Raw genomic sequence first — 14149 nt, forward strand, 5'->3', positions numbered from 1 at the left:
TAAGGAGATACGACAATGAATCAGAGAATTCAGGAGATATACCGCCCGGTCGAACTGCGCCGCCGGGATTTTGATGAGGTCGAACGTACTCTTTCGTTCGACGAACTCAAGGGGCAGGCGGAACGCTGCATGAACTGCGGCATCCCGTTCTGCCACGGAACCGGCTGCCCGCTCGGCAATGTGATCCCCGAGATCAACGCGGCCGCCGGGGCCGGAAACTGGGAGAAAGCGTGGAACATTCTCGCCTCGACGAGTTCGTTCCCGGAGTTCACCAGCCGGATCTGCCCCGCGCTGTGCGAGGGATCCTGCACGGACGGCATCAACAGCGAACCGGTCATGATCCGGCAGCTCGAGAAAGCCGTGACTGAAACCGCATTCCGCAACGGCTATGTGAAGCCGCTCATCCCGAAGTCGCGCACGGGCCGCCGTGTGGCCGTGATCGGCGCGGGTCCCGCCGGACTCGCCGCCGCCGCCGCGCTGAATTACGCGGGACACGAAGTGACCGTCTACGAGAAGAACGCGACTCCGGGCGGACTCCTGCGCTACGGGATTCCGGATTTCAAACTTGCGAAGAAGATCATCGACCGCCGCATCAAGCTCATGCTGGAGGCCGGAATCGGCTTTGAACTCAACACCGAAGTCGGGCGCGACGTCTCCGGTGACTATCTGGCGCGCCGCCATGACGCGGTCGTTCTGGCGATCGGCACGCCGATGGCGCGCGACTTGAAAATCCCGGGCCGCGAGGCGGAGGGAATTCATTTTGCGCTCGAATTTCTGCAGGGACAGAACCGCGTGATCGGCCGCGAATGCGCCGCTCTTCCGGTCTGTGCGACGGGGAAGCGCGTCGTCGTGATCGGCGGCGGCGATACCGGCAGCGACTGCGTCGGCACCTCGGTCCGGCAGGGCGCGGAGTCGATTCTCCAGATCGAGATCATGCCGAAGCCGCCCGTCGACCGCTCGCCCTCGACGCCGTGGCCCGAGTGGCCCTACATGCTCCGGACGAGTTCGAGCCACAAGGAGGGCGGAGAGCGGCGGTGGAATCTCGCCTCGAAACGTTTCCTCGTCGAAGAGGGGCGCGTCACCGGGATCGAAGCCGTGACGGTCGAATGGGAGCTCTCTCCGCTCGGCAAGCCGCTGCGTTTCCGGGAGGTGGCCGGATCGGAGGAGATCATTCCCGCCGACCTCGTGCTGCTCGCTATGGGATTTACGGGCGTTCCGGCCGACGGCGTCGCAGCGGAACTCGGACTTAAAGTCGATGAACGCGGCCGCGTGCAGCCCGCTCCGGAACGCGGCATCTTCTGCGCGGGGGACTGTGCCTCCGGAGCGTCGCTCGTGGTGCGGGCGATCGCGGCGGGCCGGCGGGTCGCCGCCGAGGCGGACCGTTATCTTGCGGGAGGTGAATTATGAAGATTTCCAAGTGGCACGGGCTCGGCAACGATTTCATCCTGACCGAGCTGCCGAAGAGTTCAACGTTCGATGTTCGCGGGATTGCCGCGCGGCTCTGCGACCGACATTTCGGCGTCGGTGCCGACGGCGTCGTGACGATCCGCCACCTCTCCGGCAATGCGTTTGAGATGCGCATTTACAACGCCGACGGCTCTGAACCGGAGATGTGCGGCAATGCGACCCGCTGCGTCGGGCTCTACATCAAGCGGCGGATGCTCGCGCACGGCAACGACTTTGAGCTCCACACGAAAGGCGGCATCGTCCGCCCGAAAGTGCTCGAGAACGGCACCGTCCGGGTCGATATGGGCGAACCCCGGCTGCGGCGCGGAGAAATCCCCGTGACCGGAGATCCGGATTCGGAGGCGCGCGAAGTGAAACTGCACGTCGGCGGCCGCGAATTCACCGCGTTCTGCGTCTCGATGGGCAATCCGCACGCGGTCATTTTCGTGCCCGACATCCGGACGGTCGAACTTGAGACGTGGGGTCCGCAGCTCGAATGCGATCCGCAGTTTCCCCAGCGGATCAACGTCGAATTCGCGGAAGTGCGCGGACCGCAGATGGTGCGCATGCGCGTCTGGGAGCGCGGCTGCGGCGTCACGCTCGCCTGCGGAACCGGCAGTTGCGCAACCGCGGTCGCGGGGCGGCTCTCAGGCCGCACGGATTCGCGCGTGACCGTACTGCTCGACGGCGGCGAGCTCCAGGTGGAGTATTCCGAAGTGGACAATCACGTGTATATGACCGGTCCGGCCGTAGAGGTGTTCCGGGGCGAACTTGTGGAGAAGATCTGAAATGGCGCAAATCAACTCGAATTACCTGAAACTCCCCGGCAGCTATCTCTTTGCGGCGATGGCGAAGAAAGTCGCCGCCTACAAATCCGCCCACCCGGAAGCGGACATCATCCGGCTCGGAATCGGCGACGTGACCCGGCCGCTCGTCCCGGCCGTCATCGAAGCGATGCACCGGGCGGTCGACGAGATGGCTTCGGCGGAGACGTTCCGTGGTTACGGCCCCGAGCAGGGGTACGACTTCCTGATCGATGCGATCATTCGCGGCGAATATGCGCCGCGCGGAGTCGAACTCGAACGGGACGAAGTGTTTGTGAGCGACGGTTCAAAATGCGACGTCGGAAACATCCAGGAGATTTTCGATACGGACTGCCGTGTCGCGATCGGCGACCCGGTCTACCCGGTTTATCTCGATACGAACGTCATGGCCGGCCGCACCGGTGCGCGCGATGCGGCGACGGGTCGTTTTGCGGGAATCACCTATCTCGCCGCGACGGCGGAGAACGGTTTCCGTCCGGCGCTGCCGGAAGAACCGGTTGACCTCATCTATCTCTGCAGCCCGAACAACCCGACCGGGACGGTCCTCCCGCGCGAGGAACTCGCGAAGTGGGTGATCTATGCGCAGGAGCATGGGAGCGTGATTCTCTTTGACAGCGCCTACAGCTCCTACATCCGTGATCCGGAGCTGCCGCACAGCATCTATGAAATTCCCGGTGCGAAAGAGGTCGCGATCGAATTCAAATCGTTCTCCAAGACGGCGGGATTCACGGGGGTGCGCTGCGCATTCACGGTCGTGCCGAAAGCGCTCACCGGACGTGCCTCCGACGGTTCGATGCAGAGTTTGAACGCACTCTGGAACCGGCGGCAGTGCACGAAGTTCAACGGCGTGAATTATATTGTGCAGCGGGCGGCCGAGGCGGTCTATTCCGAGTCCGGTTTCCCGCAGATTTGCGGGCAGATCGACTACTACATGGAGAACGCGCGGATCATCCGGGCGGGACTCTCCGGGGCGGGGTACACCGTGTTCGGCGGAGAAAATGCGCCTTATATCTGGTGGAAACTCCCCGGCGGGCTTGACTCCATGCGTTTTGCTGATACATTATTGGAACGGTGTGGCGTAGTCGGGACTCCCGGCGTCGGGTTCGGTCCGGGCGGGGAGGGATATTTCCGGCTGACCGCTTTCGGGGATCGTGAACGCACTGCCGAGGCGGTCGAGCGAATCCGGTCTGCCGCACTTTTCGACTGATGTGACCGGCCGAACCGGTGGGAGATGATGCGATATGATGGACGAACGATTGAAATCCGAGATCACGGTTCTGCAGGAAATCAGTTCGGCGATTGTGCACGAGCGCAACGTCGACGCCGTTCTCAACAAGGTGTTGGACGTATTGAATCGCCGCATGGGCATGCTGCGCGGGACATTCACGCTGCGTCACGGCGACACGCTCGTCATTGAGGCGTCGCAGGGGCTCGACGAAGCCGAAAAACAGCTCGGACGCTACCGGATCGGGGAGGGAATCACCGGACATGTGGCCGAGACCGGCCGTCCGCACCTGATTCCGGATATCCGCAGTGACCACCGGTTTTTGAACCGGACGAAGTCGCGCGATTACAAGGATCCGGTCGCTTTCATCTGCGTGCCGATCATCCACCTTGAACAGGTGATCGGCACATTGAGCATCGACCGGCTCATCACGCCGGACACCGATCTGGAGAACGACATGGCGCTGCTCGAGATCATCGGCAACATCGCCGCCGAGGCGGTTGCCGCCGTCATGAAGGAACATGAGGAGCGCGAGAGTCTGCTCGAGGAAAACCGCAAACTCCGCGAGATGCTCTCGGAAAATCCGGGAGAAATGGTCGGCAACTGCCGGGCGATGCAGCAGGTTTACGCGCTGATCCGGCAGGTTGCCCCCTCGGATGCGACCGTACTGATTCGCGGCAGTTCCGGGACCGGCAAGGAGCTGGTTGCCCGCGCGATTGTGAACCTGTCCAACCGCAAGGATAAACCTTTCGTCTGCCTGAACTGCGCGGCGCTGCCGGAGAATCTGGTTGAGAGCGAACTCTTCGGCCACGAGAAAGGGGCGTTCACGGGCGCGGTCGGCCGCCGCATCGGGCGTGCCGAGGCCGCTGACGGCGGGACGCTCTTTCTCGATGAGATCGGCGACCTCTCGCTGCAGACGCAGGTGAAGCTGCTGCGGTTCATTCAGGAGCGGACCTTTTCGCGGGTGGGCAGCAATGTGGAGTTGCGGTCGAACGTCCGGTTTCTCGCCGCGACGAGCCGGAATCTCGAGGATCTCATGAGTCGCAAGCTCTTCCGGGAGGACCTCTACTACCGGCTGAACATCTTTCCGATCGTGATGCCGGATCTGTCGAAGCGGAAGAGCGATATTATTCTTCTGGCGGAGCATTTCATCGAGAAGATGAATCTCAAGTACGGGAAAAAGGTGTCGCGTCTCTCGACGCCCGCGATCAACATGCTCATGGCCTACCACTGGCCGGGCAACGTCCGCGAACTGGAGAACTGCATCGAGCGGGCGGTGCTGACGGCGCAGGACGACTGCATTCACGGCTACAACCTGCCGCCCTCGCTGCAGACCGGCAAGGAGTCGGGTTCTCAGCTGCTGCCGGACGGCAAGGCGTCGTTCAATGTGCTTGTGGACTCCTACGAGCGTGAGCTTATCGTCGAGGCGCTGAAGCGGAATTCCGGGAATATGTCCGCGGCCGCGCGCAGTCTCGGGCTTTCGCCGCGCGTGATCCACTACAAGATCGGCCGACTCGGCATCACCCCGGAGTGGTATGTCGACGGAGAATAAAACGGATTGATCCAGAGGAGGTTGCATGATGAAAAAAATTCTGATGATCGCCGGGGATTACGTTGAAGATTACGAGATGATGGTGCCGTTTCAGGCGCTTCAGATGGCGGGATTCGAGGTTGTTGCGGTTGCCCCCGGCAAGAAGTCCGGGGAGGTGATCCGGACCGCGATTCACGACTTCGAGGGGGATATGACCTACTCGGAGAAGCGGGGGCACAATTTTGCATTGAACGGGGACTTCAACCTTGTGGAGGAGAAAGAGTTCGATGCTCTCGTCCTGCCCGGCGGCCGTTCGCCTGAGTATCTGCGTCTCGACGTTCGCGTGATCGAGCTGATTCGCGCGTTCAACCGGCATGGGAAACCGATCGCCGCCGTCTGTCACGGTCCGCAGCTGCTCGCCGCCGCCGGAGTCATTGCGGGGAAGCGGATCAACGCCTATCCGGCCGTGCGTCCGGAGATCGAGCTGGCCGGAGCCGAATTCGTGGATCTGCCGATGACCGGCGCCGTGACCGACGGCAATTTCGTGACCGCTCCGGCGTGGCCCGCGCACCCCGAGTGGCTCAGGCAGCTGCTCGCGCTGCTGCGCTAGAGCGGATCAGATCGCTCCGACGCAGCTGAATGTTGCAGGGATGAATTTCCCGCATCCTGCATGGAAAAGCTCCTCAGCACTCCGGTGTTTCTATTTTCTGAACAGGTAGTGGCGTCATACAACTCTCCCGGCGTCAAGAGAGGGGTGACGATTGTTGTGATTTTATCTCTGAGGGTATTCCCATCATTGATGATATCGAGCAATTCGTTCAAAGCTAATCTGGCAAGCTGACGCGGGCCGAGATCAACTGTCGCCGGCCGTGGGTAGTATCCGCAAAGATAGCGCGGAGTGTGGTTGCAGGAGACGACCGGGTGGCGAACAGGAACACCCCGTTTCATTTGTTGGCGGTAATAAAGGGTGGTCAGTCGTTCTTCCGGGAAAAAAAATCCGTCCGCATTCTCCAGCTCTTTCGACTCCAGGAGTTGCTCGAGAATGCTCTCCTCCGCGGTTTCCAGAAGATCCGAGGCGCTCGGAAATTTCAGTTCAATGCAGAGACACTCCTGCTTCATGGAGAAATATTCGAAAAGAAACCCGTCGCACTGGGCCGCATAACCCGGATTGAGCGATGCAAGCCGCAGCACCGCGGGCATCCGGCAGCCGCATTTCTTCAGATAGCGTGCCGCAAGCCTTCCGGCGAATTCATTTCCCATCAAAATGTTTTTTTCCGATTCTTCGAGCCAATGGGAGTTCAACCAGACGTGCGGAATACGTTCCACGACGCGGCGCAGATCCTCCGATTCGATCCGATGTCCTCCGATCAGCATTCCGGAGAGTTCCCCGCGCCGGAAACTGCCCTCGAGTGCCTGCGGCAGAATGTTCGGCGACAACAGCGTGAGAATGGATTTCCTGGGAAGGGTATCCGTCAGTTCGCAAAGTTTGTCCAGCATGGAAAACGAGTCGAAATGGGCCTCCGGCAACAGCAGCACCCCGATGTTGATGCCCCGTGACGTTCTCTCCCGCCTGCGAATCGGTTCCCGCCGTTCTCCCATGACGGCCAGAACTTTTGCCCGTTTTTCCGGCGCAACCCTTGCCGTTCCGTTGATGATTCGGGAAACGGTTGCTGCAGAAACACCGGAAGCCTCCGCTATTGCTTTTATTGTCATCGACATAGCAGCATCTCCTCTGATTGGTGACGAGGATAATATATGAATGTTTCTGAAATTTTCAAGCTGTAATTTCAAAGATTATGAAAATAACGCTTGTCGATACACGCGTTTTCCGTCATAATATTTAACGTCCGGATCATAACTGTGGTTGCTGCAGACCGTGAACAATAATCGGGATGGAAAGATCATGAAACGAATATTTCCTTTTTTCACAATCATCGCGCTCATTTTGCCCGCAGTGGCAGTTGAACTGCCTTCCTCCTTGAAAACGGCGTCGGACGGTTCGATGCGGATCGGAGATGTTGCGGTGTATGTCATTCACATCGGCGAAAAGTGGGCCGGCAGCATGCAGCGCTCGCTGAATCCGGATGAAAGGTCGATGATCGGCCCGGAGCGGGTTTGGGTAAGCGGCACGTTTCCCGCCGCCGATTCCAGCGAGAATTTTACGCTTGCCGAGGAACTGCTTCCCGCCGGAGAGGGGGTGGTGAATTGTTCCTGGAGCATTACCGCGCCGCAGGAGGTGGTCTGCCGGGCTCTTTCCGTCAGTTTCGACATCCCGGCGGGGCGTGCGGAGAGCACGATTTCCATTGACAACGTCCCGGTTTCTCTTCCCGGACAGGTGCGCGGCATCGGTTTGTACCGGAAGAACCGGGCTGCGGAGGTTGTCATCGCCCCGGCGGGCGGGAGGGCGATCAGAGTGACGGGGAGATTCGATGTGAGTGTACAGGATAATCGAAAATTTGCTCAAAACAGCTTTTCCGTGCGGATCAGTCCGGTCGGAATGACCGGAAAGTTGCGCGAATGGTCGCTCAACTGCCGGCTGGAAGTTTTACCGCAGGAAAAATGATAAGGAGACCATGTATGATTGGGAAACAAATCGCCGTCCTGGTGGCTGCCGCGGGAATCTGTCTTTGGGGAGTCGCGGAGGAAAAAACGAAATCGGACAGCTGGCGTCTCGTCTGGGCCGATGAATTCGACAGTCCCGGCCGGCCCGATCCGGTGGAATGGGGATACGAAACCGGATTGCGGCGGAACCAGGAGTCGCAGTTTTATACCGACCGGATGGAAAATTGCCGGATCGAAAACGGAATGCTGATTTTGGAGGCCCGCCGGGAAAAGATGAAAAATCCCGGTTTCGTACCCGGCAGCACCAATTGGAAAGAGGTGGAATTCGCCGAATACACATCCGCCAGTATTTTTGCGAAACGCGATTTCCTTTACGGGCGAATTGAAATCCGGGCGAAGATTCCTGCCGGAAAGGGTACTTGGCCGGCTTTCTGGCTGCTTGGAAAAAGCGGATATTCCGGCAAATGGTGGCCCGAGTGCGGCGAAATCGACATTCTGGAGTATCTCGGAAAAGATCCCTCGAATCTCATCAATGATGTCCATTACAAAGGGAGCGATGGAAAGCATCATCATGCCGCCAGACGCATCGCCGCCGGAAAACCATACGAGGATTTTCATATCTACGCCCTGGAATGGGATGAGAGCGAGCTTCGCTTCTACTATGATGACCGCATGACTTCAAAATTCTCGATCGACCAGGCTGGAGAGGGGAAGGACAACCCGTTCCGGAATCCGTTTGAACTCAAGCTCAATTTTGCCCTGGGGGGATGGGGCGGGCCCGTCGATCCGGAGATCTTTCCTCTGCGGTATGAAATCGATTATGTCCGCTACTATCAAAGAGAGATCCGGTAATGGCCGGACAGAGGCACGTCGTTGCGAAAATTCGGCCTTTCGATCGTACCGCTGATCCCCGCTGCATTGGTATACCGAGACGCATAATATCAATTATATGATGCAGAAAAATATGATAACTTGCTGATAGATAATAATGTCAAAAAAACAATGGAGAACAGGAAAATGATGAACACACCAGAAAAACATTACATAATTGATATTATACGACATAATTTTTTCTCTGGCGTAACATCTTGTCATTACAGCTCTTTCCCCTCGCGCCGGCCGACCGCAGCCATGCGGGGAACGGCGGACACGCCCCCTGTCTCCCATGGCCGGGCAGTGTCCAAAGCGGCATTTACGCTTATAGAGCTCCTCGTCGTGATTGCGATCATCGCGATTCTGGCGTCGATGCTGTTGCCGGCGCTGAACCAGGCGCGGATGCGGGCAAGAGCATCCCGCTGTATCGGCAATCTGAAGCAGCTTGGTACGGCGGTTCAACTTTATGCCGACGGAAATAATGGACTGGCTCCGCAAAGCAGCGATTCTAAAAAATACTGGGGGCAGATTCTGGTCGATGCCGGCTACCTGCCCATTCCGACCCGGGGAGGGCAATCGGTGTTGTCATGCCCGGCGATCATGAATTCCGGGGCAACGGAGAGCCAGTACGGCGCATTTTACAGTTACATTTCCACCTACGGCATGAGCAGCGGCATGATGAACAACGGCACGAAGGAAGTGATGGAGGGGTGGCGAATCGCGCCGTGGAATCCATGGAGTTCCATCGAGGGATACTGGAATCTGAAGCGGATACGATCCGCCTCGGCGCTCCCGATACTGTTGGATTCGGTGAACGGTTCCGGAAACAGCCAGTATTATATCGTGAAAATCTATGAGAAACTCAGCGGGGGCGCCTGCGTCTATCTCGTCCACAATCGTCTCGGTAACACGCTTTTTGCCGACGGGCACGTCGCCGGAATCAATCGCTCGGAATTCGAATCGAAATACAGCGCTCTGCCGGCGACGCTGACCGAATGACCTGCTGTCAGCTGCAATATTTTTCCCGCAGATACGCGAGGAACGGGGCGGGATCGATCTTCTCCGCCCCGGTCAATTTCCGCAGCAGCTCTTTCGGCGGCAGCGAGGCTCCGTAGCGGTGGATCTTTTTCCGCAGGAACGCGCGGAATGTGGAGAACCGTCCGGACGCGATCTCTTCATCGAGATCGGGGATCTCCTTGTGCGCGAGACTCCACACCTGCGCGGCGATGAGATTCCCCAGCGCGTAAGTCGGGAAATATCCGAAACTTCCGCCCGCCCAGTGAACGTCCTGAAGCACGCCGGTCAGGTCGTTCGGCGGGACGATGCCGAGATATTCGCGCATCTTTTCGTTCCACGCCTCCGGGAGTTCCGCGACGGAGAGGCGGTTTTCAAACAGCGCTTTTTCCAGATCGTACCGCAGCAGAATGTGCAGATTATAGGTCGCTTCGTCCGCCTCGATGCGCACGAGGGAGCGTTCGACCCGGTTGATCGCGCCGTAGAAACGTTCGAGCGGAACGGCGTCAAGCCTGCCCGGGAATTTGCGCTGCATGTACGGGTAGAACCAGCGCCAGAACGGAAGCCCGCGGCCGACCTGATTCTCCCAGAGCCGCGATTGCGACTCGTGAAATGCGAGCGACGCCCCGTCCGCCAGCGGCGTGCGGTCGAACTTCCGGTCGATTCCCTGTTCGTAGATCGCATGTCCCGCCTCATGGATCGTGCTGAAGAGACACGAAAGCGGCAGATGCGGAAACGCCTTGGTCGTGATCCGCACGTCCGTGAGCCCGAAACTCGTCGTAAACGGGTGTTCCGTGAGGTCGATGCGTCCGCGCCGGAAGTCGTAGCCGATCCGTTTCGCCGCGAATCGGGCCAGTTCGAGCTGCTTCTCCGGCGAAAACGGATCGCTGCGGATAAACGAATCGTCCGGCTGTTCCCGGTCGGCGGCCGCACGGACCAGCGCGGTCTGCTCCCGGCGCAGTACCGCAAAAACCGGATCGATCTCCGCGACGGTGAGACCCTCCTCGTAATCGTCGAGCAGCGGATCGAGCGGATGGCCGGAGGGGGTGAAGAGCGCAGCCTGCTCTTTCCGCAGTTCCAGGAGTTTCGCCAGATGCGGCGCGAACGGCGCGAACTCCTGCGCTTCCCGCGCGCACATCCACGCACCGTAGGCGGCGGAACCGGCCGCTCCGATCTCCCGCACGAGCCGTGCGGGCATTTTCCGCACTTTCTCGAAATCATGCCGCAGTTTGCGCAGCAGCGACGCTTCAAACGAACCGGATTCATATTCATCCGCTTCGGCGGCTTCCAGCGCGCGGGCGAACGCCCGGGAGGTGAGTTTTTCGTGAATAACCCCCGAGACGGTCTCCATCTGGGCGCCGCGCCCCTCCACCGCGCCGGACGGCAGATAGGTCTGCATATCCCACTCCAGAAGCGCGAGCGTCGCGGCGAGATCTCGGATTTCGTGAATCTGTTCCAGCAGTGCCCTGAATTTCTTTGTCATGGGATTCTTCCTCCGATCATCAACGTTTTTTTCTATAATATAGAGGCGCTGCGGCGGAATGCAAGGGAAGTGGAAATCCGGACCTTCTCCCGGCTTGACTTTTCCGGGAATTCTGCTACTGTAAGGCGGTGTCGGAGCGTCGCGCCCGCGCGACGGACGAATTGCAGGTCAAACATTGGAGGAAAGCAAGATGAAATCCATCCGGGGAACAGAAACCGAAAAGAACCTCATGAAATCCTTCGCCGGGGAGTCCCAGGCGCGCAACCGTTACACCTACTTTGCCGGCGTCGCCCGCAAGGAGGGGTATGTCCAGATCGCGAACATCTTCGAGGAGACCGCGAATCAGGAGAAAGAACACGCGAAACGCTTCTTCAAATTCCTCGAGGGCGGCGATCTTGAGATCACCGCGAGCTTTCCGGCCGGAGTCATCTCCGACACGATCGCGAACCTGACCGCCGCCGCGGGCGGCGAGCACGAGGAGTGGAGCGAACTTTATCCGTCGTTTGCGGAAGTCGCCCGCAAGGAGGGATTTCCGGAGATCGCGGAGGTGTGGGAGCGCGTCTGCGTCGCCGAGAAACAGCATGAGCGCCGCTATCGCGGGCTGCTTGAGAATTTGAAGAACGCCACCGTCTTCAAGAAACCGAAAGAGGTCGTCTGGCGCTGCTTGAACTGCGGCTACCTGCACGTCGGCTTCGAGGCTCCGGCGGTCTGCCCGGCCTGCGCGCATCCGCAGGCCTACTTCGAGGTGCTGGCTGAAAACTGGTAATCGCTGTCCGGCTTGAAAACGGGGGAGGGGAGACGGTTTCGTTTCCCCCCTCTTTTTTTCACGGCGGCCCGCGCGGGCGGTTTTCCGTCCGTCGTGGGGTATGTCTGCCGGGGAAACGCCGGGTTCCGGAGGGAAAATGAACATCAGAGAGTTATTCAGCGACCGGGTTTTCAATCGGAAACTGCTCGGCCTGGCCTTTCCGATCACGCTGCAGAATCTCATGCTCGCGCTGGTCGCCGCGGCCGACGCGGTCATGCTCGGGCAGGTCAGCCAGAATGCGATGGCGGCCGTTTCGCTCGCGACGCAGATCCAGTTTGTGCAGAACATGCTGCTTGGTGCGATCGTCAGCGGAGTCGGCATCCTCGGAGCGCAATACTGGGGGAAGCGGGACTTCCGGAAAATGGGCGAAATCTTCAGCCTGAGCATCCACGAGGCGCTGCCGGTGTCGGCGATATTCTTTCTCGGCTGCTGTTTTTTCCCGGAGAAGCTCATGCTGCTTTTCGCGCACGATCCGGAACTTGTGGAGATCGGCGCGGAGTATCTGCGGGTGGCGGGGTGGTCGTATCTGCTGACCGGCGTGTCGCAGTGTTATCTGGCGATCATGCGCGTGAGCGAACACGCCTCCCGGTCGGCGTGGATCAGTTCCGGCGCGGTGATTTTGAACATTGTCCTGAATGCGATTCTGATCTTCGGCTGGTTCGGGCTGCCGGCGATGGGGGTGCGAGGGGCGGCGCTGGCGACGGTGATCGCCCGGGTCATCGAATTGGTGTGGTGTATTGCCTCGAGTTATGAAAGAGGATTTATTGCCTTGAAATTCAAGGCGTTCATCCATTTTGACGTGATGTTGTTCCGGGATTTCTGGCATTATACGCTGCCGGTGCTCGGCAGTTTTCTGCTCTGGGGAATCGGGTTCACTTCGTACACGGCGATCATGGGGCATCTCGGGCCGGATGCGGCGGCGGCCAATGCGATTGCCGCCGTGGTGCGCGACCTCATGTGCTGTCTCTGCAACGGCATCGCCGCGGGCGCGGGAATCCTGATCGGGAACGAGCTTGGAGCGGGGAATCTCCGGGCGGGGAAGATCTGCGGTCAGAAAGCGATGATTCTCTCATTTCTCATCGGCGGAGTTTCGAGCGTGGTGATTCTCGGCTCGATTCCGCTGATTTCCGGATCTCTCGTGCTCTCGGAACAGGCGCATCATTACATGGTCGGGATGTTCATGATTCTGGCCGTCTACATGATCGGCCGCTGCGTCTGCACGGTGGTGATCAACGGGATCTTTTCCGCGGGCGGGGATACATTGTTCGACGTTTACAGTCTGGCGGTCTGCATGTGGGGGATCGCCTTGCCCTGCGCGTTTCTGGGGGCGTTCGTTTTCGGGCTGCCGGTGCTGCTGGTCTATGCCTGCACCTGCCTCGACGAAGTCGGCAAGATTCCGTGGGTCATGCTCCATTACCGCAAGTACAAGTGGGTGAGAAACATCACCCGGAACTGACCCCGTCTGCGCAACGGAGTATTCAGCGCATGCGGTAGTGTCGCCGATAGGCGTCCGGGGAGAGCCCGTTCAGAGCCTTGAATCTCCGGCTGAAATGGAACGGATCCATGTAGCCGAAGCGCGCCGCAACCTGCGCGAGGGTCAGACTGGTCGAAACGAGCATCTCGGCGGCGAGCTGAAGTTTCATCCGGTCGAGATAGAGTTTCGGCGACATGCCGGTGTAAGCGTGGAACGCCCGGCGGAAGTGGGATTCCGAGAGTCCGCACTCTCTGGCCATTTCTCCGACGGTCCACCACCGTTCCGGCGTCCGCCGGATCTCCACGAGCAGTGCGGAGAAAGCCGACGAGTTGCCGACGGAGAGCTCCAGATTCTCCGCGTGCAGCTCGAGGAGGAGCTGCTGAAGCATTGTGGCGGCCTTGATCTGAGCGAAAAGAGTCGGTTCGAGCGCGACTTCGATGATTCGCGCGATTCGGCGGACCGGGCCGCAGCTGAAAACGCCGTCAGCGAGAATCCCCTGGGTGCGCAGCGAGTCCGCGATCCGTCCGCAAAAACAGATCGAATCCTCCAGATAGAACGATTTGTCCCCTCCGTAAATGTGCCGGGTCCCCGGCATGACCATGACAAGGTCTCCTGCACTGATTTCGCTGCAGTGGCCGGTTTCAAAATTCCGGTAGATGCCTCTCCCCTCAAGCAGGTGGGAGAGACAGTAGAAGTCGAAACTCCTTCTGAATTCAGCGGGCTGATCAAGTTCACCGCCCCGCTGCCGCCGCGAAGTGTGAATGATTCCGAGTCCGAACGCTTCCAGTTCGGACGGAATCTTCCCCGTGACCCGATGCACCTGGCGGAGGCCGCCGTCGAAACTGTCATAGCTGATGATCGGTTTGTCCATGTGCGTTGCCTCTTTTTTCCGGTATAATATATGATAAAAAG

13 protein-coding genes are annotated in these 14149 nt (G+C 59.3%); 10 read left to right on the forward strand and 3 right to left on the reverse strand.

Going from position 1 to position 14149, the window contains the following annotated elements; genetic code table 11:
• Window positions 1-15 precede the first annotated feature (15 nt).
• The 5 genes from Q0J85_RS00920 to Q0J85_RS00940 are packed head-to-tail and all read left to right on the forward strand — an operon-like array spanning window position 16 to window position 5636.
• Window positions 16-1407 (forward strand): glutamate synthase subunit beta, encoded by a 1392-nt coding sequence (locus tag Q0J85_RS00920; protein ID WP_294477391.1) that lies wholly within the window; start codon window positions 16-18, stop codon window positions 1405-1407.
• Window positions 1404-2234, forward strand: a complete 831-nt coding sequence (gene dapF, locus Q0J85_RS00925; protein ID WP_294477393.1) for a diaminopimelate epimerase — start codon at window positions 1404-1406, stop codon at window positions 2232-2234. Before Q0J85_RS00920 ends, dapF begins: the two co-directional genes overlap by 4 nt.
• Window position 2235: 1 nt before the next feature.
• Window positions 2236-3477, forward strand: a complete 1242-nt coding sequence (locus Q0J85_RS00930) for an LL-diaminopimelate aminotransferase (protein WP_294477394.1) — start codon at window positions 2236-2238, stop codon at window positions 3475-3477.
• A 34-nt stretch (window positions 3478-3511) separates the two neighbouring features.
• Window positions 3512-5047, forward strand: a complete 1536-nt coding sequence (locus Q0J85_RS00935; protein ID WP_294477396.1) for a sigma 54-interacting transcriptional regulator — start codon at window positions 3512-3514, stop codon at window positions 5045-5047.
• Between the two features lie 25 nt (window positions 5048-5072).
• Window positions 5073-5636, forward strand: a complete 564-nt coding sequence (locus Q0J85_RS00940) for a DJ-1/PfpI family protein (RefSeq protein WP_294477398.1) — start codon at window positions 5073-5075, stop codon at window positions 5634-5636.
• Here Q0J85_RS00940 and Q0J85_RS00945 read toward each other — a convergent pair.
• Window positions 5633-6745, reverse strand: coding sequence for a LacI family DNA-binding transcriptional regulator (locus Q0J85_RS00945; protein ID WP_294477400.1), 1113 nt, complete (start codon window positions 6743-6745; stop codon window positions 5633-5635). The genes Q0J85_RS00940 and Q0J85_RS00945 overlap by 4 nt on opposite strands.
• Window positions 6746-6929: 184 nt before the next feature.
• On the opposite strand from Q0J85_RS00945, the gene Q0J85_RS00950 reads away from it, so the two are divergent.
• From Q0J85_RS00950 to Q0J85_RS00960, 3 genes are all read left to right on the forward strand, one after another.
• Entirely contained in the window at window positions 6930-7589 is a 660-nt protein-coding gene (locus Q0J85_RS00950; RefSeq protein WP_294477402.1) for a hypothetical protein, read from the forward strand.
• 14 nt (window positions 7590-7603) lie between these two features.
• A complete protein-coding gene (locus Q0J85_RS00955) occupies window positions 7604-8440 on the forward strand; it encodes a glycoside hydrolase family 16 protein (RefSeq protein WP_294477404.1) in 837 nt (278 codons plus the stop codon).
• A gap of 279 nt (window positions 8441-8719) precedes the next feature.
• The gene (locus Q0J85_RS00960; protein ID WP_294477406.1) at window positions 8720-9460 is read left to right on the forward strand and encodes a prepilin-type N-terminal cleavage/methylation domain-containing protein; all 741 of its coding nucleotides are present in this window, start codon (window positions 8720-8722) and stop codon (window positions 9458-9460) included.
• A 7-nt stretch (window positions 9461-9467) separates the two neighbouring features.
• Here Q0J85_RS00960 and Q0J85_RS00965 read toward each other — a convergent pair whose 3' ends face one another.
• Complete coding sequence (locus tag Q0J85_RS00965; protein WP_294477407.1) at window positions 9468-10958, reverse strand: carboxypeptidase M32; 1491 nt, start codon at window positions 10956-10958, stop codon at window positions 9468-9470.
• A gap of 190 nt (window positions 10959-11148) precedes the next feature.
• Between Q0J85_RS00965 and rbr the strand changes: the two genes are divergently transcribed.
• Window positions 11149-11724 carry a rubrerythrin gene (gene rbr, locus Q0J85_RS00970; RefSeq protein ID WP_294477409.1) on the forward strand — a complete coding sequence of 192 codons (576 nt, stop codon included), beginning with the start codon at window positions 11149-11151 and terminating at the stop codon, window positions 11722-11724.
• Window positions 11725-11860: 136 nt separating this feature from the next.
• A complete protein-coding gene (locus tag Q0J85_RS00975; RefSeq protein ID WP_294477411.1) occupies window positions 11861-13219 on the forward strand; it encodes an MATE family efflux transporter in 1359 nt (452 codons plus the stop codon).
• Window positions 13220-13241: 22 nt separating this feature from the next.
• Here the strand turns inward: Q0J85_RS00975 and Q0J85_RS00980 are convergent, their stop codons facing one another.
• Entirely contained in the window at window positions 13242-14108 is an 867-nt protein-coding gene (locus tag Q0J85_RS00980) for an AraC family transcriptional regulator (protein WP_294477413.1), read from the reverse strand.
• Between the last annotated feature and the right edge of the window lie 41 nt (window positions 14109-14149).

This window comes from uncultured Victivallis sp. (assembly GCA_944389935.1).
In the GTDB taxonomy this organism is placed as follows: Bacteria; Verrucomicrobiota; Lentisphaeria; order Victivallales; family Victivallaceae; genus Victivallis.